Annotated in this window: 27 protein-coding genes and 1 tRNA gene; 20 read left to right on the plus strand and 8 right to left on the minus strand. The window is 62.7% G+C overall.

The features are described from left to right. The first annotated feature begins 12 nt into the window (after window positions 1-12). Genes KIT02_RS00800 through KIT02_RS00815 form a run of 4 tightly spaced genes read left to right on the plus strand, consistent with a single transcriptional unit; the run spans window position 13 to window position 3,901 of the window. Window positions 13-993 carry an ABC transporter substrate-binding protein gene (locus KIT02_RS00800; RefSeq protein ID WP_297580993.1) on the plus strand — a complete coding sequence of 327 codons (981 nt, stop codon included), beginning with the start codon at window positions 13-15 and terminating at the stop codon, window positions 991-993. A gap of 4 nt (window positions 994-997) precedes the next feature. Further along, on the plus strand, window positions 998-1,906 hold the full coding sequence (locus KIT02_RS00805) for a sucrase ferredoxin (protein ID WP_297580995.1): 909 nt from the start codon (window positions 998-1,000) through the stop codon (window positions 1,904-1,906). A gap of 45 nt (window positions 1,907-1,951) precedes the next feature. Then, window positions 1,952-2,914 carry an ABC transporter substrate-binding protein gene (locus KIT02_RS00810; RefSeq protein WP_297580998.1) on the plus strand — a complete coding sequence of 321 codons (963 nt, stop codon included), beginning with the start codon at window positions 1,952-1,954 and terminating at the stop codon, window positions 2,912-2,914. Between the two features lie 21 nt (window positions 2,915-2,935). Next, window positions 2,936-3,901, plus strand: coding sequence for an ABC transporter substrate-binding protein (locus KIT02_RS00815; protein WP_297581001.1), 966 nt, complete (start codon window positions 2,936-2,938; stop codon window positions 3,899-3,901). Between the two features lie 302 nt (window positions 3,902-4,203). Here KIT02_RS00815 and KIT02_RS00820 read toward each other — a convergent pair whose 3' ends face one another. Continuing rightward, window positions 4,204-4,596: a hypothetical protein gene (locus KIT02_RS00820; protein ID WP_297581004.1), complete on the minus strand. Its 393-nt coding sequence runs from the start codon at window positions 4,594-4,596 to the stop codon at window positions 4,204-4,206. Between the two features lie 616 nt (window positions 4,597-5,212). On the opposite strand from KIT02_RS00820, the gene KIT02_RS00825 reads away from it, so the two are divergent. Then, window positions 5,213-5,461 carry a hypothetical protein gene (locus KIT02_RS00825; RefSeq protein WP_297581007.1) on the plus strand — a complete coding sequence of 83 codons (249 nt, stop codon included), beginning with the start codon at window positions 5,213-5,215 and terminating at the stop codon, window positions 5,459-5,461. A 618-nt stretch (window positions 5,462-6,079) separates the two neighbouring features. On the opposite strand, the gene KIT02_RS00830 is transcribed toward KIT02_RS00825, so the two are convergent. Then, window positions 6,080-6,153 (minus strand) — tRNA-Gln (locus KIT02_RS00830). A gap of 234 nt (window positions 6,154-6,387) precedes the next feature. On the opposite strand from KIT02_RS00830, the gene KIT02_RS00835 reads away from it, so the two are divergent. The 7 genes from KIT02_RS00835 to KIT02_RS00865 all read left to right on the plus strand — a co-directional run bounded on the left by KIT02_RS00835 (window position 6,388) and on the right by KIT02_RS00865 (window position 10,409). After that, window positions 6,388-7,566, plus strand: a complete 1,179-nt coding sequence (locus KIT02_RS00835; protein WP_297581009.1) for a Ppx/GppA phosphatase family protein — start codon at window positions 6,388-6,390, stop codon at window positions 7,564-7,566. Beyond that, on the plus strand, window positions 7,556-8,287 hold the full coding sequence (locus tag KIT02_RS00840) for an RlmE family RNA methyltransferase (protein WP_297581011.1): 732 nt from the start codon (window positions 7,556-7,558) through the stop codon (window positions 8,285-8,287). Before KIT02_RS00835 ends, KIT02_RS00840 begins: the two co-directional genes overlap by 11 nt. A 301-nt stretch (window positions 8,288-8,588) precedes the next feature. After that, the gene (locus KIT02_RS00845) at window positions 8,589-8,912 is read left to right on the plus strand and encodes a metalloregulator ArsR/SmtB family transcription factor (protein ID WP_297581013.1); all 324 of its coding nucleotides are present in this window, start codon (window positions 8,589-8,591) and stop codon (window positions 8,910-8,912) included. Further along, the gene (locus tag KIT02_RS00850; protein ID WP_297581015.1) at window positions 8,909-9,136 is read left to right on the plus strand and encodes a hypothetical protein; all 228 of its coding nucleotides are present in this window, start codon (window positions 8,909-8,911) and stop codon (window positions 9,134-9,136) included. Before KIT02_RS00845 ends, KIT02_RS00850 begins: the two co-directional genes overlap by 4 nt. Window positions 9,137-9,139: 3 nt before the next feature. Beyond that, window positions 9,140-9,595 (plus strand): DUF1801 domain-containing protein, encoded by a 456-nt coding sequence (locus KIT02_RS00855; protein WP_297581018.1) that lies wholly within the window; start codon window positions 9,140-9,142, stop codon window positions 9,593-9,595. 14 nt (window positions 9,596-9,609) lie between these two features. Continuing rightward, the gene (locus KIT02_RS00860; protein ID WP_297581020.1) at window positions 9,610-9,984 is read left to right on the plus strand and encodes a DUF1801 domain-containing protein; all 375 of its coding nucleotides are present in this window, start codon (window positions 9,610-9,612) and stop codon (window positions 9,982-9,984) included. Further along, complete coding sequence (locus tag KIT02_RS00865) at window positions 9,981-10,409, plus strand: SRPBCC domain-containing protein (RefSeq protein ID WP_297581022.1); 429 nt, start codon at window positions 9,981-9,983, stop codon at window positions 10,407-10,409. Before KIT02_RS00860 ends, KIT02_RS00865 begins: the two co-directional genes overlap by 4 nt. A 60-nt stretch (window positions 10,410-10,469) precedes the next feature. Here KIT02_RS00865 and KIT02_RS00870 read toward each other — a convergent pair whose 3' ends face one another. The 4 genes from KIT02_RS00870 to KIT02_RS00885 all read right to left on the minus strand — a co-directional run bounded on the left by KIT02_RS00870 (window position 10,470) and on the right by KIT02_RS00885 (window position 14,668). After that, window positions 10,470-11,855 (minus strand): MDR family MFS transporter, encoded by a 1,386-nt coding sequence (locus KIT02_RS00870; protein WP_297581024.1) that lies wholly within the window; start codon window positions 11,853-11,855, stop codon window positions 10,470-10,472. 28 nt (window positions 11,856-11,883) lie between these two features. Next, window positions 11,884-13,272: an MFS transporter gene (locus tag KIT02_RS00875; protein WP_297581026.1), complete on the minus strand. Its 1,389-nt coding sequence runs from the start codon at window positions 13,270-13,272 to the stop codon at window positions 11,884-11,886. Between the two features lie 101 nt (window positions 13,273-13,373). Further along, window positions 13,374-13,922 (minus strand): hypothetical protein, encoded by a 549-nt coding sequence (locus KIT02_RS00880; protein WP_297581029.1) that lies wholly within the window; start codon window positions 13,920-13,922, stop codon window positions 13,374-13,376. Window positions 13,923-13,933: 11 nt separating this feature from the next. Beyond that, window positions 13,934-14,668 (minus strand): hypothetical protein, encoded by a 735-nt coding sequence (locus KIT02_RS00885; RefSeq protein ID WP_297581032.1) that lies wholly within the window; start codon window positions 14,666-14,668, stop codon window positions 13,934-13,936. Window positions 14,669-14,874: 206 nt separating this feature from the next. Here KIT02_RS00885 and guaB point away from each other — a divergent pair, with 206 nt between their 5' ends. The 5 genes from guaB to guaA all read left to right on the plus strand — a co-directional run bounded on the left by guaB (window position 14,875) and on the right by guaA (window position 20,583). After that, window positions 14,875-16,377: an IMP dehydrogenase gene (gene guaB, locus KIT02_RS00890; RefSeq protein WP_297581034.1), complete on the plus strand. Its 1,503-nt coding sequence runs from the start codon at window positions 14,875-14,877 to the stop codon at window positions 16,375-16,377. A 264-nt stretch (window positions 16,378-16,641) separates the two neighbouring features. Further along, window positions 16,642-17,067 (plus strand): MAPEG family protein, encoded by a 426-nt coding sequence (locus KIT02_RS00895; protein ID WP_297581037.1) that lies wholly within the window; start codon window positions 16,642-16,644, stop codon window positions 17,065-17,067. Window positions 17,068-17,076: 9 nt separating this feature from the next. After that, entirely contained in the window at window positions 17,077-18,363 is a 1,287-nt protein-coding gene (locus KIT02_RS00900; RefSeq protein ID WP_297581040.1) for an RsmB/NOP family class I SAM-dependent RNA methyltransferase, read from the plus strand. A gap of 70 nt (window positions 18,364-18,433) precedes the next feature. Further along, window positions 18,434-18,916, plus strand: a complete 483-nt coding sequence (locus KIT02_RS00905) for a TspO/MBR family protein (RefSeq protein ID WP_297581043.1) — start codon at window positions 18,434-18,436, stop codon at window positions 18,914-18,916. 95 nt (window positions 18,917-19,011) lie between these two features. Then, on the plus strand, window positions 19,012-20,583 hold the full coding sequence (gene guaA, locus KIT02_RS00910; protein WP_297581046.1) for a glutamine-hydrolyzing GMP synthase: 1,572 nt from the start codon (window positions 19,012-19,014) through the stop codon (window positions 20,581-20,583). A 19-nt stretch (window positions 20,584-20,602) separates the two neighbouring features. On the opposite strand, the gene KIT02_RS00915 is transcribed toward guaA, so the two are convergent. After that, window positions 20,603-21,163 carry a helix-turn-helix transcriptional regulator gene (locus KIT02_RS00915; protein WP_297581048.1) on the minus strand — a complete coding sequence of 187 codons (561 nt, stop codon included), beginning with the start codon at window positions 21,161-21,163 and terminating at the stop codon, window positions 20,603-20,605. 163 nt (window positions 21,164-21,326) lie between these two features. Here KIT02_RS00915 and KIT02_RS00920 point away from each other — a divergent pair, with 163 nt between their 5' ends. Genes KIT02_RS00920 through KIT02_RS00930 form a run of 3 tightly spaced genes read left to right on the plus strand, consistent with a single transcriptional unit; the run spans window position 21,327 to window position 23,763 of the window. Continuing rightward, window positions 21,327-22,637, plus strand: coding sequence for a DUF3137 domain-containing protein (locus tag KIT02_RS00920; RefSeq protein WP_297581050.1), 1,311 nt, complete (start codon window positions 21,327-21,329; stop codon window positions 22,635-22,637). Beyond that, window positions 22,634-23,203, plus strand: coding sequence for a LemA family protein (locus tag KIT02_RS00925; protein ID WP_297581052.1), 570 nt, complete (start codon window positions 22,634-22,636; stop codon window positions 23,201-23,203). The genes KIT02_RS00920 and KIT02_RS00925 overlap by 4 nt, the downstream gene beginning before the upstream one ends. A gap of 38 nt (window positions 23,204-23,241) precedes the next feature. Next, window positions 23,242-23,763, plus strand: a complete 522-nt coding sequence (locus KIT02_RS00930) for an ECF-type sigma factor (protein ID WP_297581054.1) — start codon at window positions 23,242-23,244, stop codon at window positions 23,761-23,763. Between the two features lie 10 nt (window positions 23,764-23,773). Here KIT02_RS00930 and KIT02_RS00935 read toward each other — a convergent pair whose 3' ends face one another. Next, on the minus strand, window positions 23,774-26,215 hold the full coding sequence (locus KIT02_RS00935; RefSeq protein WP_297581056.1) for a serine/threonine-protein kinase: 2,442 nt from the start codon (window positions 26,213-26,215) through the stop codon (window positions 23,774-23,776). Between the last annotated feature and the right edge of the window lies 1 nt (window position 26,216).

Raw genomic sequence — 26,216 nt, forward strand, 5'->3', positions numbered from 1 at the left:
GGAAGACAACACATGCACATGACCAAACTCGGGACCCTGGTGGTCGCCCTGGCGCTCGCATTCTCCATTCCAGCCATGGCGCAGGAAACGCGCTCCTTTACGGCTGCCAATGGCACTTTCGACATTCCCGTGGCGCCGCAGCGCATCGTCGCGCTCAACGACCAGATCGTTGCCCTGCCGCTCTATGAATTGGGCGCTCCGGTGGTCGGCTCTGCCGGCCGCACTGATGCGGATGGCAATCACTTCATGCGCGGCGGCATGGATACGCTGGGCATCGATTTTGCCAACTCGGATATCGGATATGTCGGTGGATTCAACGCACTCGATGTCGAAGCTATCGCAGCGCTTCAGCCCGATCTGATCATCGGCGGACCTTACACCGACGCCGCCGTGGCCGAGCAGCTGCAGTCCGTGGCGCCGACCCTGATCATCAACAACAACGAGCTCGGCATTATCGAGACACTGCGCACGTTCGCCGATATCACCGGCAAGACCGGCAACTTCGAAGCCCGGCTGGCGCGTTATCAGAGCAATGTCGCCCGCACGCGCGAATGGCTGGAAACGCCCGAGGATATTTCGGTCGCCATGACCTTTGTCTTCCCGGCGGGCGAGGAGATGTGGGTTTACAAGCATACCGGCAATCTGGGTGCCATTGCCCAGGTCGTGCGCGATCTCGGCTTCAAGGAGCCCGCCGCAGTTGCCGCCCTGGCCGACAACGAGACCAATTATAGCGCCGAGCTGATCCAGGATCTCGATGCCGATTTCATCTTCGGTTTCTACCGCCAGCAGCCCGATGCCACGCCGGCGACGGTGCGCGCCGCCTACGAGACCTTCGCCCCGGGCTGGTGCCAGGCCCTGACCGCCTGCCAGAACGGCCAGTTCCTCCTGCTCCCCGGTCCGACCTTCGGCCCGACCATGACCGGCCTCGATCTGGCCCTGGAGCTGATCGAAAGCAATATCACGGCACGTCCCTTCACGCCCTTCGAAGAATAGGATCATGGGCAAGCACGTCTTCTGCACCGATCTTTGCCAGCAGCGCGGCGAGCCACTCGAAGGCCTTGGGGATGCGCCGCAGCGCATCCTCATGCTGGCCTGGCCGCGTGGAAAATGGCGCACGCCGCGTTGGGAGTCGGTCGATATGTCACCGGCTCTTTGCAAGGCCCTGCATGATGCCGCCATGGCGGGCCTGCATGTGGCGCTGGTGGACAAGGTGGAGGCAGAGGGCAGCTTGCCCACGCTTCATGCCCTGCCGGAAAATATCCGTACAGACATCGCTGACGAGGATGAACTCATTGTGGCCATCCGCAACTATGTGGATGGCGTCATGTTCGATGGCACCCCTGACGCGCGAACCACGATCATCTGCTGCACCGACAGCCGGCGCGACGCCTGCTGCGCCCGCAATGGTTTTTCCACCTACAAGGCCTTGGTGGCCATCGCCGACCCCGACAAGTTCAATATTGTCCAGGCCACCCATATCGGTGGCTGCCGCATGGCAGCGTCGCTGTTGGTGATGCCCCAGCGCCAGCGTTACGGGCGCATGACGGCCGGCCTGGCGCCCGCCTTTCTGGCAGCCCTTGAGCGCGGCGAGATATTTCTTCCCGCCTACAAGGGCCGTTCCGGCCAGCCGGAGCCGGCCCAGGTGGCCGAGCTGGCGGCCATGCGCTGGGCCGCCGATCATGGTCACATCCTCCGGGAGATACCGCTCGAAGGCGACATTCCCGCCGAGACCAGCGAGGGCATGCACCTGACCTTGAGTGCCCATGTGGCCGGGTCTCACCTGGCCATCCGCCTTCACGCCCAGAGCTTCATGGTTCAGGGCAATTGCGAAACCGTGGCGGAGGGTGGTGGAGAACCCATGCTGCGCTGGTGTCTCGACGAGGTGACGGCCCACAGCAACACCTGACCATCCCCGAAATTCAGGCCCCAACCCGAAATTTGGAGAACCATCTTGGTCAAGCCATCCCTGGCTGCGGCGCTGATCGCAGCCCTCTTTTCCGTCGTCCCGGCCATGGCTCAGGACACGCGGAGTTTCACCGACGATCTGGGGCGGGTGGTCGAAATTCCGGCCGACCCGCTTCGCATCGCGGCACTGCATGACATCGAATTGACCGTGCCGCTGCTGGAACTGGGCGCACCGGTGATCGCCAGCCACGCCCGGCCGGGTGCCGACGGGTCGCAGATGATCCGTGCTTCGTTGCTGTTGACGGGGCAGGACATTGCCCAGGGTCACATCGCCGATCTTGGTGACAACCCGGTCGACCTTGAAACCCTCACCGCCATCGACCCCGATCTCATCATCACCACGACCTGGCAACAGGCCGCCGTCGAGCAGCTCGAACTGATTGCGCCGACCATTGTCATCGACACCCAGTCGGGTCTGCGCGACGATTACGCCCTTTACGACATTCTGGCCGATATCACCGGAACCAGTGACCGGCTCGAGGCCCTCAAGGCGCGCTACCAGGCGCAGATCGACCAGCTCAAGCGCGTCGCCGATACCAGCACTACGGTCAGCGCATTTCATGCCCAGAATGGCAATCTGTCGGTCTGGAATCCCTATTCGTCCTTCGGCCGGGTGCTGCGGGACGCCGGTTTCCGCTTTCCGGACCTCATCGAGAACATGCCCGAGGGCACCTCGGAACAGCTGAGCGCCGAGGTCCTGCCCAATCTCGATGCCGATGTCGTTTTCGTCAGTTATCGCGGCGATCGGGGGGAGACCCCGGCTGATGCCAATGCCGAACTGGAAACCACGCTGCCGGGCTACTGCGCCTTGCTTACCGCCTGCCAGCAGGGCCGGATGATCCTGCTGCCGCGCGAGGAAGGTTGGGCCACCTCCTATGTCGGTCTGACCATGATCGCCTATGCGATGACGACCGCGCTGGGGTCGCTCGACTTCCCACCTGCACAATAAGTCCCAAACCACGAGACAAGAATGACCATTCGCAAAGTCCTTTTCGGGGCGCTTGTCGCGCTCCCGCTCATCGCCGCCTCTGCCTTCGCGCAGGAGACACGCTCCTTCACCGACGATCTGGGTCGTGTGGTCGAGGTGCCCGTCAAACCCCTGCGCATCGTGTCCCTGCACGACAGCAATCTCACAGTGCCGCTGCTTGAACTGGGCGTCGTGCCGGTCGGCTCACATGGCCGCACCACTGAAGCGGGCGAGCCCTATATCCGGTCCAGCGCCATGCTGACGGGTGTGGATTTCTCCACCTCCGCCATCGAGTTCGTCGGCAATCTTCCGGCCGATATCGAGGCTGTCGCCGCTCTCGAACCGGACCTGATCCTCACGATTCCGTGGCAGACCGCGCCCCTCGACCAGTTGGAGGCCATTGCGCCCACCATCGTCTTCGACAGCACCACGCGCCGCGGCATCGACATGTATCAGGCGCTCGCCGAGCTCACCGGCACCGAGGACAGGCTGACCAGCCTCGAAGGCCGGTACCAGGAGCAGATCGCCCAGATCAAGAAATTGGTGGATGTCGAGAACACCACCGTCAATGTCATGCAGGGCAATCAAGGGGTGTTCTACGTCACCCACACCTATGGCGGTCTCGGCAAGATCCTGCGCGACGCCGGCTTCACCTTCCCTGAAGCGGTCGAAGCCCTGGGCGAAGGTGGCGAGGGCGAGTTCACCGGCGAGCGCCTGCCTGAACTCGATGCAGACGTCATCTTCGTCACCTATCGCGCAGAAGGGGGCGAGACAGCCGCTATCGCCGAACAGGCCCTCGAAGCCGTCATGCCGGGCTTCTGTGATTTCCTCCACGCCTGCCGCGAGGGGCAAATTCTCTACCTGCCGCGCGACGAGGGACATTCCAGCTCCTACGCCGCCCTCAGCATGACCAGCTTTGCCGTGCTCACCCAGCTCTCCGGCCGCAACGTCGTCCGCCGCCAGCAATAGCAGGTGTCAAATGAGCGAAATGATCATTGGGCGCATTGCGCCCGGTGATTGATGTGAGTTGACCACGAACAAGCACCAGCGCCGCGTGACCTTAATGGTTTGGGGGCGCTGGTGCGTTTGCGGTTAGTTCGGCGTTTCGTCGGTGAACGGATCGCCTTCAGAGTGAACTTCGCAAATCGTGCCGACCTTCCTTCCGTTATCGTCTGTCAGGTCGATGACGCCGGGTTCCAGATCGCCGTGAGCACGGTGCTGATGATGCCAGCGTAAGCGGCCAGCGTGAGAAATTGGGTAAGGTCCAAGTGCTACCTCCCCTCAGGAGGCACATACTTGCGTAACTCCGTATGACCGCAGCTTGAATTGTCACAAGTCAAGGTTCTCTCCTGGTGGCCGAATACGCCAAACTGTGGGTGCGCGTTGGATGCCGTGACTTTGAGGCGTCCGGACTGGCAGATCGGGCAGCTTTCTCCGGACTTCAACGTGGCAATTTGTGCCTTGAGGGCGGCGATCTCTCGGTCGCGTGCTCTCAGCTCCTCTCGCGCATCGGTCAGTGCAATCTTTGCATCGCCTAGGTTGCTGTAAAGCTCAGCCATCTGGGCCTTGTAGGTGGAAGAGTCCAAGTCGCGCTCAATGTCGCGAAGGGCCTTGGCGATCTTGGTCGCCTCGCCCAGTGCCGTGAGGCCGGTCATCAGGTCCATAGAGGTATCTCCATCTCCGAGAAGAATGGACGATTCACGCAAGTCAGCCCAGCCGCTTTTCCACACCTCGAAATGCTAGCGAAAGGTGCTAACGAACCCTGCGAATGGGTTTGGCTAAGCCGTCGATTTCACCGCGAAGAAAAAGATTGGCTGGGGAACCTGGACACTCCCAATGTCGATAGTAGTATAGTCTTTTCAATGGGTTATCAAGATCATCGTTCAGAAAAGTGGGCCAAAGTGGGCCACCTTTGTGAGACGCTCTCTAAGGACGAAGAGCGCCGATTGGCACGGCAAAAGATGGATTCGGCACCCTACTTTGCATTCCGTAATTGACAGACAAGGGGCTTTCTAGAAGGTTAGAATTCTTATTCTTCCCAATTGCTTAAGCACTAGGGGGCTTGAGTTACGAAGTATTGTCGGCACGAGAGGGGGCACAGTGCGTCGAATAATCAGCTCATCGGCCTTATTATCACTAGTCTGTGTCGCTTGTGCACCCGCTTCAAAGGTCGTTGCCTTCGAAGGGTTTTTTCCTATCGCCGAGACGGTCTTCATCTCCGATTCTCACGAACGAGAGGATCGAAGACTTAATTTCGGAGGCGGCATTAGAATTGTCCAGATGACAGTAATCAACGCGGTTGCTGGAGGTGGCGAAGGTTCCCAGATCACAAGAGTCGAGTTTATCTGTGAAACAGGCGAGGGACGCATCCTGTCCGGTCTTAACTATAGCGGTCCAAATCTGACTGGCGCCAGTAGCGCGATGCGTGAAGAGACCCCGTTTGAGCGGCGTCAATTTGATGAGCGAACAGCAATAAAGCTTGCAATCGATTTTGGCCGTGATTCTGACGCTATATGTCAGAGAGAATGAACATAATGGAAGTTCGATGACTTTGTTTTGGGTGGGCCAATGAGTGATCCTTATCAAATAATAAAAGAACGTCTTGCTAGGGGCGAGATTACAGCCGCGCAATATGATGATCTGGCGAAACAGCTGAGAGAACGAGAGGGTAAAGAACCGTTGCCGCCGGGAGTGACGGTTTACAATGCTCTATGGTGCTAATCGGGGGGCCTCTGGTTGCCTTCTTCGGCTATACGTCTTTGCCAGGCGTCCTTGGGCTTGGCCTTGCCGTGATTGGGGGGGCACTGTTCGTCGTAGGCGGGATCGCGATGGGAATGATCGAGAACAAAAAACGCTAAATTTCCACTATGGGAGATTCACATTTCGTTCTCGCTCAGGCATAGTGCGGTATTAGAATACCGCAAGATCAGAGAATTTGCCGTTACCGAAGCCTATTGCAGGCCTATTCCGAAAAGCCGACCCTGAGCCGACCACACCCGCGCCGGTGAGCCTCACCGACCCTCTGGCCGCTTGGATATTCGGTGCCCAGTCGGCCTATTCGAATATTTCGGTGACGCCCAAAACGGCGATGCAGGTGCCAGCCGTCTCGCTGGAAGTGCAGCCCATCGCCAATGACTTAGGGAGAATTGGCTGGGGAACCTGGATTCGAACCAAGATCGACGGAGTCAGAGTCCGCTGTTCTACCGTTGAACTATTCCCCAGCATGAGCCTCATGGCTGGGCGGCGCGCGGGGCAGCGGGGCTGTTTGGCGCGGCGCGGGGTCTCATTAGACAAACTGGCGCCGGATTGCAAGCGGCCAGCGTGCCGCAGTTGGGGACATCGTTTTCATTGCGCTGCGGCCCCCCTTGCTCTACCGTCACCGGTGACACGTAACGCGAAGTGCATTTCGGGCGCGGCCAGCTAGGGCCTGGCGACCGGGCACGAAGGAGACTGAAGTGACCGAGTCTGATCGGTCCGCCGCTGACTCGGCCGTTTTGGCCGGGGCAGGGTCCGGTGAATCGTCCGGGACGCCCCGGAGCGATCGCGGCGCCTTGGCGCCTCCGCCGGCCGGTTCGCGGCAGACCCATAATTCAGCGCCACGCCGCGCCCGGGGCCCGCTTTATGCGGCACTCGACCTGGGCACCAACAATTGCCGCCTCCTGATCGCTCGCCCCCACGAACGCGGTTTCCGCGTCATTGATGGCTTTACCCGAATCGTCCGGCTGGGCGAGGGCGTCTCGGTCACCGGGCGGTTGTCCGACGCGGCCATGGAGCGCACCATCGAGGCTTTGCGCCAATGCCGCAACAAGCTGCGTGACCACCAGCCCGCGCGGATGCGCCTCATTGCCACCGAAGCCTGCCGCGCCGCCGAGAACGGTCCCGCCTTTCTGGCGCGGGTCAGGGATGAGCTTGGCATCGAGCTCGAAATCGTCGATCGCCGCACCGAGGCCGAACTTGCCGTCACCGGATGCGCCGATCTCATCGATGCGGGAGCCGATGGCGCCCTGATGTTCGATATCGGCGGCGGCTCTTCGGAATTGGCCTGGCTCGATTTCCGCGGCGGCCGTCCCAAGCAGCAGGGGCGCATGTCGGCATCCATCCGCTCCTGGCAGTCGCTGCCCGTGGGCGTGGTTTCCATTGCCGAAAAATTTGGTGGCGTCGATGTGACGCCGCAGGTCTTCGAGGCCATGGTGGCCTATGTCGCCGAGCAGTTGCGCCAGTTTCGCGGGCGCGAAAAGCTGCGGCAGATGATCAGCACCAACCCGGTGCATCTGATCGGCACATCTGGCACGGTGACCACCCTTGCCGGTCTTCACCTGGGCCTGGAGCGCTATGAACGCCAGAAGGTCGACGGGCTCTGGCTGCGGCGGGACCAGGTGGACGACACCATGCGCATCCTTTTGGGCATGCCCTTCGAGCGGCGCGTGGCCCATCCCTGCATCGGCAAGGATCGTGCCGACCTGGTGCTCCCCGGCTGCGCCATTTTCGAGGCGATCCGGCGCGAATGGCCGACCGAGAGGGTGCGTGTGGCCGATCGCGGACTGCGCGAAGGCATCCTGATCTCGCTCATGGACCAGGATCGGCCTTACAAGCGGCCCAACCGTTATCCGAGGAGGCAGTCCAATGGCCAATAACAAGGCGCTGGGGACCGGCGGCCGCAAGTCCGACAAGGACCTCAAGATCCGCGTGAAAACGGCCAAGGGGCGCACGGTCGCCTCGACCAAATGGCTCGAGCGGCAGTTGAATGATCCCTATGTGGCGCGCGCGCGCTCAGAGGGTTATCGCTCCCGAGCCGCGTTCAAGATCAAGGAAATCAACGACAAGCACCGGCTCTTCAAGAAGGGCATGCATGTCGTCGATCTCGGCGCGGCGCCGGGCGGTTGGTCGCAGGTGGCCGCGGCCGCCGTCGGATCGACCGTCGAAAATCCCCTTGTGGTCGGCATCGACTATCTCGACATGGACCCGATTGCCGGGGTGACCCTGCTCAAGAAGGATTTTACCGAGGATGACGCGCCCGCCATGCTGATCGAGGCCATGGGCGGGCATAAGGCAGATGTGGTGATGAGCGACATGGCCTGGCCCACCACCGGCCACCGCGCCACCGATCACCTGCGCATCGTCCATCTCATCGAGATCGCCGCCGAATTCGCCATTGAGGTTCTCAAGCCCGGCGGTTCTTTCGTCGCCAAGGTGTTTCAGGGCGGCACGGAGCACGAGCTCCTGCACATGCTCAAGCGGCATTTTGCCACCACCTTCCACGTCAAGCCGCCATCGAGCCGCAAGGATTCGGCGGAAGCCTACCTCGTCGCCAAAGGCTTTAAGGCTTCGCAGCCGGTCCGCTCTGCGGACGAATAGCCCCGGTGGGGCTATTCGAGGCAAGAAGGCCATGAGAGCTGTGCTCGAATGGCAGCAGCCGGTTCGCTCTGCGGACGAATAGCTCCAGTGGAGCTATTCGAGGCAAGAAGGCCATGAGAGCTTTGCTCGAATGGCAGCAGCCGGTCCGCGAAGCGGATGAATAGCCCCGGTGGGGCTATTCGAGGCAAGAAGGTCATGAGAGCTACGCTCGAATGGCAACAGCCCATTCTCTTCACCACCGCTTGACACCCATAGCTGATCAGCTATAAGTCAATTCATAGCCAATTGTGCATGGATTGAAATGTCCGAGCAGGAAGACGCCATTTTCAGGTCTCTGGCCGACCCAACCAGGCGGGCGCTGTTCGTGCAGCTCTGTCGCGGGGGCGAGCAGACCGTCGGCGCGCTCACCCGGTGGGCGGGCGTGTCCCAGCCGACCGTGTCCAAGCATCTCGCCGTATTGCGCGACGCTGGCCTCGTATCCGACCGGCACGAGGGCCGGCAGACCCATTATGTCGCGCGTCAGGCGGCCCTGGCGCCGCTGCTCGATTGGACGCGCACCATGGCCGGCTTTTGGGAAAGCCGGTTCGACGACCTCGAAAACCTCTTGAAAAGGATGGATCAATGATCGCCAAGTGGATGAGGCAGAGCCACCGCTGGTTCTCCATGGCCTTTACCTTCGGCTTCCTGGCCAATGTCGTGGCCATCATGCTGGCGGGCAGCGAGCCCGTGCCCACCTGGGTCTATTTCCTGGCCCTGGTGCCGCTGTTCCTGCTTTTCGGCAGCGGGCTCTATTTGTTTGCCGTGCCATATCTGTCGCGCTGGCGGTCCGCCCGCCGGGTGGCGAGCTGATCCATGCCCGGCAAATCCGATACGTCCCGCAAGACCCCGCCGCAGCGGCAGCCCGATGGCACCGTCCTGCTCTCCGGCGGCAATCCCCAGATCGCCAAGGGCTATGGCGACGCCGTGGTGCAGAGCTATATCGCCGCCATGCCGGGCTGGAAACAAAAGGTAGGCCGCCAACTGGACACCATCATCACCGATGCCGTTCCAACGGTACAAAAGGCGGTCAAATGGAACACACCGTTCTACGGCATCGAGGGGCAGGGCTGGTTCATGGGCTATCACTGCATGACCAAATACGTGAAAGTCTCGTTCTTTCGCGGCCAGAGCCTCGATCCGATCCCGCCCGGCGCCTCAAAGCAGGCCGAGGTCCGCTATCTCGATATCTATGAGGATGACGAGATCGACGCGGAGCAGATCGCCGATTGGGCTGTCCAGGCCAGCCGCCTGCCCGGCGAAAAGATGTAAAGCGGGAGAAACAGATGCCTTCAGAAAAGACGGCCGCACAGCATATCGACGACCGTATCGCCAAATACGACGATTGGCGTGGTCAGACGCTGGCGCGGCTTCGCGCCCTGATCCTCGAGTCCGATCCGGCTATAGTCGAAGAATGGAAATGGGAAAATCCCGTTTGGTCCTGCGACGGCATCATTTGCACCGGCGAGGTCTATAGGGCGGCGGTAAAGACCACTTTCGCCAAGGGCGCAGCGCTGGACGATCCCACTGGCCTGTTCAATTCCAGCCTCACCGGCAATGTCCGCCGGGCCATCGACTTTCGCGAGAAGGACAGCATCGACGCCGCGGCCTTCAAGGCTCTCGTGCGCGCTGCCATCGCTCAAAACCGGAATCCAAAATGACAGAACACACCGATCTGCGCACCGTCACCATCGAGCGCGAATTTCCCTATCCGGCCGCGAAGCTGTGGCGGGCCCTGACTCAGAAGCATCTCGTCGCCGAGTGGCTGATGAACAATGACTTTGCGCTCGAAACCGGCCACGAATTCAAGCTGCGCGGCGAGTGGGGCGGGGTGCTCGACTGCAAGGTGCTGTCCTTCGAGGAAGAGCGCAGCCTCTCCTATTCCTGGGATTTTCCCAATGATGACCCGCTCTATGCGCTGAAGAGCACCGTGACGTTCACGTTGACGCCCTCCGGCTCGGGCACGCATCTGCGCGTCGATCAATCCGGATTCCGTCCGGACCAGAAGCAGGCCTATGGCGGCGCCCATGCCGGCTGGAAGCAGTTCCTCGACAATCTGGAGCCGGTCCTCGGCAAGCTGGACTAAACAACGGGATTTGCGGCATTCGCCCCCCTGCTGTTGACGAAGAGGCCATAAGCCCGATCGTCAATGCAGGTGCGGGTTGTTGCGCAGCTGGTGACCGGCATTGTTGGGCAGGCGCAGGAACAGGAAGGTTGCCACCGTGCCCACTGCCGCGACCACATAGAAAGCAATGTGGAAGTCGGACAATTCCAGCGAGCCGCCGCCCCGCAGGCGGTGCGCCAGCTCCAGCGTGCCGCCGCCCAGGGCAACGCCCATGGCGAACATCAGCTGGCCCCACACCTGGCTCATCACATTGGCCTGTCCCGCATCCTTGTCCTCGACATCGGCAAAGGTAAAGGCGTTGGATCCGGTCCAGAAGGTCGACTGCCAGAAGCCGGTAAAGACCAGGATTGCCAGCATGAGCGGTATGGGCGTGCCGGGATAGTAAAAGCCCATGACCAGAATGCCGGCCGCTGAAATCGCCGTCGAAATCACCAGCGGATACTTGAAGCCCCAATGCGCGAAAATCCAGTTCGCCACAAACTTGGCGACCAGGGCCCCCACGGCGCCGGCAAATGTCACCATGCCGCTTTCAAAAGGCGTCAGGCCGAAGCTCAGTTGCAGCATCAGGGGAAACAGGAACGGCGTGGCGCCCTGTCCCAGCCGGAAGAACGTGCCAGCCACCATGGTGATGCGGAAATTGCGCACCGCCAGCAACCGCAGGTCCAGCAGCGGGTATTCCGTCGAAAGCGCGTGCCGGACATAGAGATACCCCAGCCCGATCCCCACCGACGCGGCAATCACCCCATAGATCGGCGGCAGCGCCGGCAGGCTCACCACCGAGCAGCCGAAGGCGAAGAGCGCAAAGGCAAGGCCTGCCAGCACAAAGCCCCGTCCATCGATATTGCGCGGCTTGTTGCGCTGGTCATTGGGCAGCGCGAAGCCCACCAGCGCGATCCCAAGCAGGCCGATTGGAATGTTGATGATGAAGATCCAGTGCCAGGAGAAGAACGTGGTGAGGAAGCCCCCGAATGGCGGCCCCACGATCGGGCCGATCAGCCCGGGAATGGTCAGCCATGCCATGGCGTCGACGAGTTGATGGCGCGGGGTCATGCGCACGAGCACAAGGCGCGCCACCGGGCCCATCATCGCCCCACCCATGCCCTGGATGAAGCGGGCGACCACGAATTGCGCCAGTGAATCCGACAGGGCGCAGCCGATTGAGCCGAGCATGAAGACCAGCATGGCAATCCGGAAAACCTTGCGCGCGCCGAACCTGTCCGCCATCCAGCTGGAAATCGGAATGAAGATGGCCAGCGCCACGAGATAGGCGGTCAGGGCCAGCTTGAGCGAAATCGGATCGCTGCCGATGTCTGCGGCGATGGCGGCCAGCGAAGTGGCGATCACTGTGGAGTCCATGTTCTCCATGAAGATCGCGGTGGCGAGGATCAAAGGGGTAGCGCGTGACACTGTTCATCCGGCCCGGAATAGGGGCCATTTACTCCCTGGCAACGGCGCGATGGCCGGAAACATTGCTGCCCGCGTCTGCCGGCAGGAACCAATAGATCAAACCCGCCAGCGCGCTCAGCCCGCCAACGGTGAAAAAGGCAATCTGAAAATTGAAGAGGCTCAGGTGGCCGCCGGTCATGCTGCTGGAAATTTCTAGCACGGCGCCGGCCACCGCCACCCCGAAGGCCACGGAAATCTGCTGCGCCACGGCCACGATCGCCGTGGCCTGACTGGCCTCTTCATCGCTGATATCGGCATAGCCGATGGCGTTTGAGCCGGTAAAGAACATGGACCGCAGCACGCCACCAACGAGCAGGATCAGCATGATGACCGGCACGGGCGTTTCAGTTGAAAACAGTCCATGGGCGCCGATGAGCAGACCCCCCAGGGTTGCGGCGAAACCCAGGAGACGCGGAAAGCCGAACCGGGCGAACAGGCGTTCGACAAAGAGCTTGCTGATAATCGCGCCGATGGCCGAAATGAAGGTAATCGCGCCCGACTGGAACGGGTTGAGACCGAATCCGAGTTGCAGCATCAGCGGCAAAAGGAACGGCACCGCGCCCACCCCGACCCGGAACAGCGAGCCGCCGGTGATCGAGGACCGGAACAGCCGATGGCGAAACAGCTTTGGGTCGAGCAGCGGATACTTTGTCCGCCTGGCATGGAGCAGATAGAGCAGGGCGGCTGTGGCCCCCACGGCAAGCGTCAGGTAGCCATAGATGATCGGCAGCGCCGGCAGGCTCACCACCGACAGTCCGAAGACGAGACCCGAAAAGGCCACGGCCGCGATCACGAAACCCACGAGGTCCACCGGCCTCGGCGTGCGCTCGTCCGGCACGTCGAGATAGATTCCGGCGAGGATGATCCCCGCAATGCCGATGGGAATATTGATCCAGAAGATCCAGTGCCATGACAGGTAGGTGGTGAGAAATCCGCCGATGAGCGGGCCTGTTACCGGTGCCACCAGCGCCGGTATGGTCAGCCAGGCCATGGCGCTCACCAGCTCGTTGCGGGGCGTCGAGCGCACCAGCAGTAGTCGGCCCACCGGGGTCATCATCGATGATCCAATCCCCTGGAAGAACCGGGACAGGACGAATGTTTCCAGCGAGAACGCGAAGGAACACGCCAGCGACCCCAGCATGAAGACGAAGATGGCAAGCCGGAAGATGTTCTTGGCGCCAAACCTGTCCGCCATCCATCCGCTGATCGGAATGAAGATCGCCAGCGCCACGAAATAGGCGGTCAGCGCCAGCTTCAGCGCAATGGGGTCCGATCCGATATCGGTAGCAATGGCCGGCAGCGAGGTGGCGATGACGGTCGAGTCCATCTGTTCCATGAACAGGGCGACCGCCAGGATGAGCGGGGTAACGCGGATCAAGGCAGGGAACCGAAGTGAGTCGGAGGGGCCCGCGAATGCGAGCCCACTTACTATGAACCCATAACGTGCAGAGGCAAAGTCAAAACCGGCTGGGCCGCGGCTCAGCGCATCCAGTCGGGGGCTATGTTGCGGCAGGCTTTCCCGGTGACGGGGTGCAGCAGGAACGTCTTGTCGTCGACGCCAGCTTCGAGCGGAAACGTATCCGCCTCATCCCCGCCCGCGCATTCGCCGTCCAAACGGATATAGCCATAGTGCTCGAGGTCGACGAGCACCGATCCGTCATCTCGAATGCCGACGGCTACGCCACCGCCGTCGCAGTCGATGCCGCACACCATGCCGGTACCATCGCCCGAAGGCGTGCAGGTGCCGCTGCCATTGCCGGATTTGCCGCCGCGCAACGTCGCGTCGAGACTGAAATCGTAAAAGCTGGAAAACTCGCGTGCTTCCGCTTCGGTCGGAAAATCGACCACGAGGCTCATATTGGTGACCAGCTGGTCCGGATGGCTGGCCAGATGGGCCGCATCATAATCGCGCTTCCAGCAGGCATAATTGCCGCTCTCGGTCGGCCCGAAGACGCCCAGTTCCTGGGCTGTCACCGGCGCCACCACAAGGGTCAGGAGCAGGCTCAACTTCACGTGCATTGCCGTCATTGTCAGTCTCCTCACATCCGGGCCAGATCGGCGACAAACGAAGCCCGCACCCGCCCCATGGCCGCGTCGGTGCTGCTCAGCATCGCTTCTAGCATGCCGATGGTTGCCGCGCACAGATGGGGATCGGCTCCGTCCATCTGCGCCAGGGCTGTGAGCGAGGGAGCGCCATGCCCTGCCTCTCCCATTGCGCTCATCAACCCGTCCCAGTCCGCGTCCTGCGCCAGCTTCCGCTTGATCCCGTCGGCTCGCCCAGAGGCGATGGCGCGCATCACATCCCTGATCGAAGCCGTGTGCAGGTCGCCAAATCGATCCAGTTCTGCCGCGGTCAGTGCAGTCGCCCCACCCAGAGCGTAGCGGTTGCAGGCGTCCTGCGCGCCGATCGAATGCAGCAGGCGCAATGTCTGCAGATTGCCCGCGATCACCTGGCGCAGAATGTTGTCATCGGCTCGCTGGATCAGGTGGGCATTGGTCTGCCGTAGGGACACCAGATGCCGGGTCGTGGTGGCCGCGATGCTGGCGCTGTCCTGTGGTCCCGACACCAGCTCGGCGAGATAGGTGTCGTATTCTGCAGGAAACGCTGTTTTGAAAAGGCCGAAAACCTCCGGTACGCTTCCCTGCACGATCTCGTCCATCCGCTCCGCAGATGGCGCGCCCCGGGCGTCCACCACCTTGATGATCAGCAGCGCCAGTAGCGCGCCCACGGCGCCCATGGCCAATCTCACCCAGACATTGCGACTCTTGAGCATGGTCTTGTTCTCCGGCAGCCCCAACAGCGGGGCGCGATCACAATCCCATCTGGCGCAGGGCAGGGCTGTTCCGTGGGGAACAGTTGGGCTCTAGGCAAAGCCTGTCCCCGGTGCTATTGACCCTCGCCAACCTGAGCCGGCCTCTCCATCTTCCGGCTCGCATTCCAATATCTCTGGTTTCATCAGAAGGCAGGAAGGGTCTGGCCTTGGCGAAGATTATTACCACCATCACTGGCGATGCGGCGCTCACCTTCGATGACGTGCTCCTGCAGCCGGCGCGCTCCGACGTCCTGCCCACGGCGACCGACATTTCGACCTATGTCACCAAGGACATAGCGCTCAATCTTCCCATCCTGTCTTCGGCCATGGATACGGTCACCGAGGGCCGCATGGCCATTGCCATGGCCCAGGCCGGCGGTCTCGGCGTCATCCACAAGAACCTGACCCCGTTCGAACAGGCCGAACAGGTGCGCATGGTCAAGAGCTTCGAATCCGGCATGGTGGTGAACCCCATTACCATCGGCCCCGACGCCAAGCTTGCCGACGCTTTGGCACTCATGGAGCAGAGCCGCATTTCCGGCATTCCAGTGGTCGAAAATGGCGGCAGCGGCGGCCGGGCGATCGGCAAGCTGGTCGGCATCCTGACCAACCGCGATGTCCGCTTCGCCTCCAATCCCAATCAGCCCATTTCCGAGCTGATGACCCATCAGGATCTCATCACGGTCCGCGAAGGCGTTTCCAAGGAAGAAGCCAAGGTGCTCTTGCACCGTCACCGCATCGAAAAGCTGCTGGTGGTGGACGAAGACTATCGCTGCATCGGCCTCATCACCGTCAAGGACATCGAGAAGGCCCAGCTCAATCCCAATGCCGTCAAGGACGAGCAGGGGCGCCTGCGCGTCGCCGCGGCCTCGACCGTCGGTGATGGCGGCTTCGAGCGCTCGCTGGCGCTGATCGACGCGGGCGTCGATCTTCTCGTGATCGACACCGCCCACGGCCATTCGGTGCGCGTCGCCGAGGCGGTCGAGCGCGTCAAGCGCGAAAGCAATTCGACCCGCATCGTCGCCGGCAATGTCGCGACTTCGGAAGCCACAAAGGCGCTCATCGATGCCGGTGCCGATGCGGTCAAGGTCGGAATCGGGCCCGGTTCGATCTGTACGACCCGCATTGTCGCCGGTGTCGGCGTGCCCCAGCTTGCCGCCGTCATGGCTTGCGCCGAGGAAGGCGCCAAGGCCGGCATTCCGGTCATTGCCGATGGCGGCATCAAGTTTTCCGGTGACATGGCCAAGGCCCTGGCCGGTGGCGCCTCCTGCGTCATGGTCGGCTCGCTGCTGGCGGGTACCGACGAAGCGCCCGGCGAGGTTTATCTCTACCAGGGACGCTCCTACAAATCCTATCGCGGCATGGGTTCGGTCGGCGCCATGGGTGCCGGTTCGGCCGACCGTTACTTCCAGCAGGACGTGCGCGACCAGATGAAACTCGTGCCCGAAGGCATCGAAGGCCAGGTGCCCTACAAAGGCTCGGTCGGCGCGGTGCTCCATCAGCTTGCAGGCGGTCTCAGGGCCTCAATGGGTTATACCGGCGCGCACACCCTGCAGGAATTCCGCGACAATTCCGTCTTCGTGAAAATCTCCGCCGCCGCTCTCGGCGAAAGCCACGTCCACGACGTGACCATCACCCGCGAAGCCCCCAACTACCGCAGCGGCCGCTAGCAGCGGTGCCGGGTCTGCAATGTACAACGCCCCCCGCCAACACCGGGGTGCGGCCGGGTGATTGTTAGTCCATGCCTCTTCTCTGCAGCATCAGCTCATCGCCTCCCTCCCCTTGATGGGGAGGGACCGAGGGTGGGGTGACTGAGCGTCAGAAAGTCTCTGGCATATGGCGGACCCACACTCGCGCGACAGCGAAAGTCCCGACAAACTAAATTCGCCAAAAGGCGTTGCTAGAAAAACCTGCCCATCGAGCCGAGCTGAGCCATGCCCCTGATCGAAAAACTGCTGATCCTTGCCATCACCTTCCAGGCGTTGCTGGCAGTGATCATCCTTGTGCTCATGGGGCGGGAACGTGTCCCGCGCGTCATGTCCGGCGAGATCGCGGTGAAGGACATTGCTGTCGACCGATCGGCCTATCCGCTCAAGGCGCGGCTCCTGTCCAACAGTTTTGACAACCAGTTCCAATTGCCGGTGCTGTTCTATGTTGTGGCCATTTTCGCGCTGTGGTCCGGCGGCACCAATTGGTCGGAGCTGGCCCTCGCCTGGGGTTTCGTAGCCCTGCGCTACGCCCATGCGGCCATCCACGTCACCACCAATCGCGTCCATCGGCGCTTCATGGTGTACTCCGCCGGCCTTGCAGTGCTGTGCCTGCTTTGGCTATTGGTCCTGCTCCGTCTCCTGCTGTCCTGAGGACATTCCATGCGCCTTCCCGGCCGTCTTGCCGCCGCCATTGAGGTTCTGACCGATGTCGAGCAGCGCAAGCGCCCGGTATCCGAGGCTCTCAAGGCCTGGGGCATCAACAATCGCTTTGCCGGTGCAGGCGACCGCGCCGCCATCGGTAACCTGGTTTACGACGCCCTGCGGCGCCGCGCCTCCCATGCCTATGCCATGGGCAGCGACAGCCCGAGGGCGCTGGTCCTGGCCGTGGCCATGTGGGATTGGGGCGAAACCCCAGACGCCCTGAACACTGCATTTTCCGGCGACGCTCACGCACCCGGGGCCTTGAACGAGGAAGAAGCGCGGGGCGCAACGGCCGATCTTTCCGCCGCGCCCGCTACCACCCGCGCCGATTTTCCGGATTGGCTTGCCCCCTCGCTCGAGCGGGCCTTTGGGCCGGACTGGGTTGCCGAAGGGCAGGCCATGGCAGGACGGCCTTCGCTCGACCTGCGCGCCAATGCGCTCAAGGCGGCGCCCGAAAAGGTGATGAAGTCGCTGGCCAGGTTTTCGCCGCAGCCGACCACCATCGCCCCATTCGGCATCACCATGCCGGCCGGTCCGCGCGACGCCCGCACGCCCAACGTCACCACCGATGAGGCCTATCTCAAGGGTTGGTTCGAAGTGCAGGACCAGGGCAGCCAGATCGTTGCGGCCCTCGCCGGCGCGCGCGAGGGCGAACAGGTGCTCGACCTCTGTGCCGGGGCAGGGGGCAAGACCCTGGCCCTTGCGGCGGCGATGGGCAATTCCGGGCAGGTCTTCGCCTATGACAGCGATCGCAATCGCCTGGCGCCGATTTATGACCGGCTCAAGCGCAATGCCGTCCGCAATGCGCAGGTGCGGGCGCCCAATCCGGGGGCGCTGGACGATCTTGTCGGGCGCATGGACCGGGTAGTCATCGATGCGCCCTGCACGGGCACCGGCACCTGGCGCCGGCGGCCCGATACCAAATGGAAATTGTCGGCAGACCTGCTCGCCCAGCGGCAGTCCGAGCAGGCTGCGCTGCTGGTCGAAGGCATGCGCTATCTCAAGCCGGGCGGCACCCTGGTCTATATCACCTGTTCCATTCTGCCCGAGGAAAACGACGACCAGATCGCCGCTTTCCTCGCCAATCATGCCGATATGCAGTCTGAGGACGTGGCCCAGGCCTGGCGCACCGCGCTGATCACCGACATGCCGGCTGGCCTCGGCACCCCGCTCGGCGGTGTCTGCCTCACGCCGCATCGCACCGGTACCGATGGCTTTTATTGCCACCTGCTGAAAAAGGCCTGATCCCCACCAGCAGGTGAACCACGAAGGCGGCTGCTCCGTTCAAGGTTGAGAACAGCATACGGAGCTCGCAATGACCGCCCTTGCACACGACTACCGCACCCCCCGGGCCTGGATCGCCCTGGCCGTTTTCCTCGCCCTGGTGATCGGCATCGGCGCCCTGATCGGCACACAATCGGTCCCTGGCGTCTGGTATGAATCGCTCACCAAGCCACCGCTCAATCCGCCCAACTGGGTCTTCGGCCCGGTCTGGTTCGCGCTCTATGTGATGATCGCCGTCGCCGGCTGGCGCATCTGGATCGCGGCCCCGGCGTCTTCGGCGATGAAATTCTGGGGCGCCCAGATGCTGCTCAATTGGGCCTGGTCACCAATCTGGTTCCTGGCCCAGCTCCCCTGGGTTGCCTTCGCCGTATTGGTTGCCATGTGGCTGGCGATCCTGGGTTTTATCCTCACCGGCCGCTGCAACGATCACATCGCGCCGTGGCTGTTTGCCCCCTATCTGGCCTGGGTCAGCTTTGCCGGTTATCTCAACCTCTCCATAGCCATTCTGAACTAGTCCGGGAACCGGCGGGTCAGCTCCCGCCATTTGTGCATGGCGGGTTCCGCAACACCCATCTTGCGGAATCCGCGCTGTCTGGCTAAAGCCTCGCCATGCAGCACCCAGACACCGCCCTCCGCAACGACACCATCCTGATCGTCGACTTCGGTTCGCAGGTCACGCAATTGATCGCGCGCCGCATCCGGGAGACGGGGGTCTATTGCGAAATTCACCCCTTCCAGTCCGCTGGCGAAGCCATGGCGGCGCTCAATCCGAAGGGCGTGGTGCTGTCCGGCAGCCCGGCATCGACGCTGGACGAAAACGCCCCCACGATTGACCCGGCGGTCCTCGCCGCCAATGTCCCCATCCTGGGCATCTGCTACGGTCAGCAGGCCTTGTGCATGGCGCTGGGTGGCAAGGTCGAAGCCGGCCACCACCGCGAATTCGGACGCGCCGAGCTCACCGTGCAAAAGCCGTCCTCGCTTTCCGAAGGCGTTTGGGACGTGGGCACATCCCACCAGGTCTGGATGAGCCATGGTGACCGCGTCGTGCAATTGCCCGAAGGGTTTGAAGTTGTCGGCACTTCGCCCAACGCGCCCTTTGCCATGATCGCCAACGAAGCGCGCCGCATCTGGGCGGTGCAGTACCACCCGGAAGTGGTTCACACGCCCGATGGCGGAAAGCTCTACGCCAATTTCGTGCACCACATCTGCGGCATTGCCAGCAATTGGACCATGTCCGCCTATCGGCAGAAGATGGTCGAGAAGATCCGTGAGCAGGTCGGCTCCGGCCGCGTGATCTGCGGTCTGTCCGGCGGGGTGGATTCGTCCGTCGCCGCTGTCCTGATCCACGAGGCCATCGGCGATCAGTTGACCTGTATCTATGTCGATCACGGCCTGATGCGGCTGAACGAGAGCGAACAGGTCGTCACCATGTTCCGCGATCAGTTCAACATCCCGCTCGTGCATGTCGATGCCGCCGGCAAGTTCATCGGCGAGCTCGAAGGCCAGTCGGATCCCGAAACCAAGCGCAAGATCATCGGCCGCCTGTTCATCGAAGTTTTCGAGGAAGAAGCCAAGAAGCTCGGCGGTGCCGATTTCCTGGCCCAGGGCACGCTCTATCCGGACGTCATCGAGTCGGTGTCGTTCAGCGGCGGTCCCTCGGTCACCATCAAGAGTCACCACAATGTCGGCGGGCTGCCCGAGCGCATGAACATGAAGCTCGTCGAGCCCCTGCGCGAATTGTTCAAAGACGAAGTCCGGGCGCTGGGCCGCGAACTCGGCATTCCCGACAGCTTCATCGGCCGCCACCCATTCCCGGGCCCGGGCCTCGCCATCCGCTGTCCGGGCGGCATCACCCCCGAAAAGCTCGACATCCTGCGCCAGGCCGATGCGATCTACCTCGATGAAATCCGCAAGTCGGGTCAATATGACAAGATCTGGCAGGCCTTCGCGGTTCTGCTGCCGGTGCAGACCGTCGGCGTCATGGGCGATGGCCGCACCTACGAATTCGTCTGTGCCCTGCGCGCCGTAACCTCCGTCGACGGCATGACGGCCGATTTCTACCAGTTCGACATGAACTTCCTTGGAAAGACCGCCACCCGCATCATCAACGAAGTCCGCGGCATCAATCGCGTCGTCTATGACGTGACCAGCAAGCCGCCCGGCACCATCGAGTGGGAATAAGCCCGCGCATCCATTGCCTCTAACCCGCCGCAAAGGTAGCGACGAAATGGACCAGCTCGCTTTGGCGTGAGGTGTCCGTTTTCTGGAAGATGTGCTGCAGATGCGTGCGGACGGTGGATTTGGCCACCTTCAGCGCCGAGGCGACTTCGACGGTGTTGAGGCCCTTGAAGATCAGGTGCAGCACGTCGGTTTCCGCGCCCGTCAGTCCGCAGCGAGAGCGGATCTGAACCAGCGGGTCCGGCGCCACGTCGCGCTTCTGCAGCAGGATGACCGCGCGTCCGCCCGTCCGTTCTCCCGGCACGGTCACCGGCAGCACCGTCAGGTCCATGCCCAGTCGCGGCAGGGTCATCCGGGCACTGAGGCCAGACCGCACATGCACGGATAGCTCGGCGTCGAGTTGCGCGCTGCGCAAGGTGACCTTGCCAAAGACAATCCCGAGCGGTCCGAGCTCGATACAGGCATCGGGCCTGCCCCCCTCTACGTGCAGGTGTGCATCCACCACCAGGGTCAGCACGGGCCCGGCGTCATTGTGATGGACGCTGGGAATGCCCGGATCGGTTGCAAGCGCGGTGTTGAACATGGTGCCCTTCCTCCTGGGGTTACACCAGGGAAGACGGGAACGGGTGCCCCAATCCGGACATGACCGGCGCAATTTTTTCGTTCGCGACCATCTGCCTCCTTCATATGGATGATCCCCGGCCCGGCGGGCGTGTCTAACCTCAGGCTCGACAAGGAGGGGACTGATGGCCGAGCCACCCAACAATGCCTGGCGACAATTGAGCGCTGTCGATCGGGCCCGCCTGCAGGACAAGCTTCAGCGCTACCTGCCGATGGTCCTGATCTCGGTGCTGGCCGTGCCGGTCATCGGCTTTGTCATCGCCGCGACGACAGGAAACATTTTTGCCGCACTGCCTTTCATGCTGATCGGCGTCCTTGGCCCTGTCGGCCCCTTCATCCTGGTCGGCGTGGTGATGTTCGTTTTCGCCAAGAAATTCATGGCCGCGCGAAGCGGCGGTGGCGGCGATGCGGCCGACCTTGGGCTGCCCATTCCAGAGGCGCCGCAGCCATCCGGGCAGCCCGGTGAGGAGCCTCCTCTCGCCCCGGAATCTGCCGCGCTTCTGGCCGGTATCGACGGGCGGCGCGCCGCTCTCGGCGAACAGGCGCAGGCCATGTCCCGGCTGATCGATCTGGCGGCCATGGTGCTCGTCCCCTGTGCCCTGGCGCTGGGACTGTTCACCGATGGCGGCAACAATCTCCTGCCGGCCGCCATCATCTCCGCGGTCTGCTATTTCCTCGCACGGGGCCTCACGACCCAGCATTTCCAGAAACAGTTCAGCGCCCTGTTCAAGCAGACCATGCTGCCCCAATTGCTGGACCGCCATGACCTTGCCGCTCTCGATGCTGCCGAGCCATTGGCCCTCGAGGGAGCGACGCAGTTCGGCCTCATCCCGGCCTACGATGTCATTCGTCGGGACGATGCCTTTCGCGGGGCCCATCGCGGCGCAACGGTCACCATCGCCGAGTTCGCGGCCCTTTATGGCAGCCGTGTTGCCAAGCCGGGCCAATGGCGCCCCAAAGGTGCGCATGTGGTTGCGCAGGGCCTCCTGGTTCAGGCGCAGTTTCCCGGCAACGTCGCGGCCGTCACCATCGTCAAGCGGGCCCTGGACAAGCCTCCGCCGGACCTGCAGCGCATCGGTCTCGAAGACCCCGAGTTTGAGGAAATCTATCGGATCTGGGGCAGCGACCAGATCGGCTCCCGGGCCGCGTTGACCCCGGCCGTGATGCAGCGCCTCAAGCTCATGGCCAACAGTACCGATCTTTTGCCGCCGATCCTCCTATTGGAAAGCGACACACTGACCCTGATCTTCGGCAAGGCCAATGCCCGCAACCTCTTCGAGCCGGGTGATGTCACCGACGCGGACATGTCGCGCCACCTCAAGCAGATCGTCACCGATCTGGACGAAGCCATGATGCTGGTGGACGAGCTGCTCGATGTCATCGCGCAGATGCCGGGCGTTCGCCTCGATCAGACCCCCACGGAGATACATCCATGACCACCATCCTGATCATCGTCGCGGCCCTCGCCGCTATCCTCTACGGCTGGTACGCCGCCGTCATTGCCGCCCGCAACAAGGTGGGTGAAGCCCTTGGCGGCATCGATGCGCAATTGCAGCAGCGCCACGATCTCATCCCTAATGTGCTCACCATTGCCCGCCGGTTCATGGAGCACGAGGCGACCCTGCTCGAGGAGATCACGAACCTCCGCGCCCAGGCCCAGCCCCGGATCGGCGAGCGGGATTTTTCGCGCATTGCCGAAAAATTCCAGACCGAAGCGGCCTTGACCGCCGACATGACGCGCTTCTTCGCCCTGGCCGAGAATTACCCGCAACTGACCTCGTCAGGCCCGATGATGGAGGCCCAGCGGACCTATCGCGAGGTCGAGGCCCATATCGCGGCGGCCCGGCGCTTCTACAACAATGCCGTCAACACGCTGAAAAACCGCGTCGAGACTTTCCCGGGACCTGTGGTTGCCGGAGTGGCCGGGGTGCGCACCCTGCCGCCCTTCTATGAGGCGGTCGAGGGCGCCGAAAAACCGGTGGCAGCGGCCGATCATCTTTAGTCCTTGCTGGCGGGCAGGTTCTGCGACACAGTCGCTTCATGTCTGCCGCAAGTGCCGTTTCAGCCGACGATCTGGTCGGACAGCTCTATAACAGCCTGCGCGAAATCGCCCATCGCGAGCGGCTGCGCGCGGGCCGTCCGCAGACCCTGCAGACAACCGCGCTGATCAGCGAGACATATGTCAAGCTCAGCCGCCATGGCCACTGGGAGAGCCGCGAGCATTTCCTGGCTACCGCCGCCAAGGCCATGCGCCATGTGCTGGTGGACAATGCCCGCGCTCGACTTGCGCAGAAGCGCGGTGGCGGCCAGATCGCGGGGGACCTCGAGGAGGCCGAGGAGGCGACGGGCATTCAGGATCTGGAACTGCTGAAGCTCGATGAAGCCCTGGCCGCTCTTGAACAGCAGGATGCCCGCCTCGCCGCCGTGGTGGAGTGCCGGTTCTTCGCCGGCTACACCGATGAGGAAACAGCCAGGGTTCTCAAGGTCAGCGACCGCACGGTCCGCCGGGACTGGCTGCAGGCCCGCGCCTGGCTTTTCCGCGAAATGACCAGCGAGGATTAGGCTCGCTCGGTCAGGGCTGGTTGTTGTCGATCAGTGACTGCAACATGTCGAGACCATCGAGATATTGCTGGCCGGAAGGCCCCATGGCCGCGAAAAGCGGCCGTGCCGCGTCGATGGCTGATTGGGCCACGCCATTGTCGCCCTTGAGGACGGCAACATTGGCCCGCGCCATCAGCGCCAGCCCGTAATACTGGCTTTGTTCGCCAAAGGTCGCGGCAACGCCGGCAATGGCCGCCTCGGCATCGGCTTCGGCCTCCGCCACCTGGCCCAGCGACGCATGGGCGATGCTGCGCTGCGCCAGCAGCACCAGGTGGATGGCCCCATTGGCCGTGCCCGATGTCTCCGATACAGCAATGGCTTCGTCAAATACCGGCAGGGCCTCCTCGAACCGGCCAAGCCCGGCAAGTCCGCGCGCATAGTTGAGCTCGAGTGCGGCCAGGGATGCCGAAGGTGGAAAGATCTGCTTTCGCACCGTGACAGCCTGGCCGTAGAGATCGACCGCAAGTTCGACATTGCCGCCAAGCTGGGCGATCTGGCCGAGGGCGGAGATGGAGGCCAGGGCCACCGGGCTGCGCTCGCGCCCGGTCTGGCGCAGCATGTCCATGACATGTTCCAGCGTCACCGACGCCCTGTCCCTCTGACCATTGCTGAGGTAATGGACGCCCAGGTTCTGCTCCAAGGTCAGCACATCAAGGCTCGTTTCGCCCAGCCAGGTCTTGAGTTCGGCAATCGACTCCTCGAGCAGGGCAATGGCGCTGTCCCGTTCGCCCCGCTCACGCAGCATGGCGGCGCGAAAGGCATTGAGCTCGGCCCTTTCCCGCGCATAGAGGCCGGGATTGCCATCAAAGAAGGCCGTGGCTTCTGCGATAAAGTCATCGGCAGCCTCAAGATCACCGCGCCGCAAGGCTCCGGCGGCCAGCAATCGTTGCGTTTGCGCCGCCAGCGCGGCATCGCCCGTCCGGTTGGCCGTCCCGATGAACTGTTCGAGGAACGGCGTAGCGGCCGAAAATTCCTCCACCTCGAAATAGAGCTCGCCCAAGGCCCGCACCGCCTGCGAATCCACCCGCCCGGCGGCAGCATCGGCCTCGAGTTGCTCGGCCGCGACATCGAGCAATTGTCTGGCGTCGCGGACGCCCTCGTCGCGATGGGCGTAGATGCCGCGAAACAATACGGCCATGAAATCCCGCAGCGACTCGCCGCGCAGGGCCTCGACCCGGGCCTGCACGCGATTGCTTTCTGCCCGCTGCATGTTCCAGCCGATCCCGATGGAGCCGGCGACAAGTGCCAATACCAGTGCCGCAGCCATGCCAACGGGCAGGGCATTGCGGCGCAGGAAGCGTCCAGTGCGATAGAGGGCATTGCCATGGCGCGCCTGCACCGGTCGATGGGTGAGGTAGCGCTCGATATCCTCGCTCATCGCGGGCACGGTCGCGTAGCGGGCCTCGGGTTCCGCCCGCAAGGCACGGGCGGTTATGGCGTCGAGATCGCCTTTCAGCTTCTGCGCCGGGATTGCAGGCAGCAGGCACCTGGTACTGGCAAGAGGTGGTTCGTCGTTGAGAATCCGGGACGCCCAGGACACCGGCACGTCGGCCATCTGCCAGGCTGGTCTGCCCGTGAGCAGCTCGAACAGCACCGCGCCAAGCCCGTAGATGTCGGTCGCCGTGGTCGCGCGCGCCCCGATCAATTGTTCCGGCGCGGCATAAGCGGGCGTCGACAGCGCCGTCGTCGTGCGGCCGGCCAGGTCTTGCGCTGCAAGAACCCGCGCAATGCCGAAGTCGAGCAGTTTTGCCGCGCCGTCGCGGTTGACCAGAATATTGCCGGGCTTGATGTCGCCGTGGACAATCAACTGCCCATGCGCATAGCCGACGGCAGCCGCCACCTCTTGTATCAGCCTGAGGCGGGTTTCGAGGCCGGCGCCTGTGCGCGCGCACCAGGCATCCACCGGCTCGCCATCGATGAAATCCATCACCATGTATGGCCGCCCGTCCTGGGTCACGCCGCCATCGATCAATCGGGCAATGGCGGGGTGATCGAGACTGGCGAGCAATTGCCGCTCGGCCCGGAACCGGTCGAACTGCGCCAGAGCCTCCGGGCGCAGCAGTTTGACGGCTACACTCTGCTCGAACTGCCCGTCGTCGCGCTCGGCGCGATAGACTTCACCATGCCCGCCACGACCGATCAGCTCGGCAATCCGAAAGGGTCCCAGCATGGTTCCCTGGGGCAGGGACTGATAGTCGGATTTGATCTCCCCATTTGCGTCGAACAGCGGCAGGAACCCTTGGGCCCCATCCATGGCCGCGAGCAGGTCGCGTGTTTCCGCCAGCACGGCAGGCTCCAGAAACAGCGCCGACAATCGCTCATGTTGTTCCGGTGGCGACAGGTCCGAAAGGTCATCCAGAAGCTGGCGCACCTGCGACCATTGGGTCGGCTCGAGTGTGTTTTGCCTGCGCATT

This window comes from Devosia sp. (assembly GCF_025809055.1).
Taxonomy (GTDB): Bacteria; Pseudomonadota; Alphaproteobacteria; order Rhizobiales; family Devosiaceae; genus Devosia.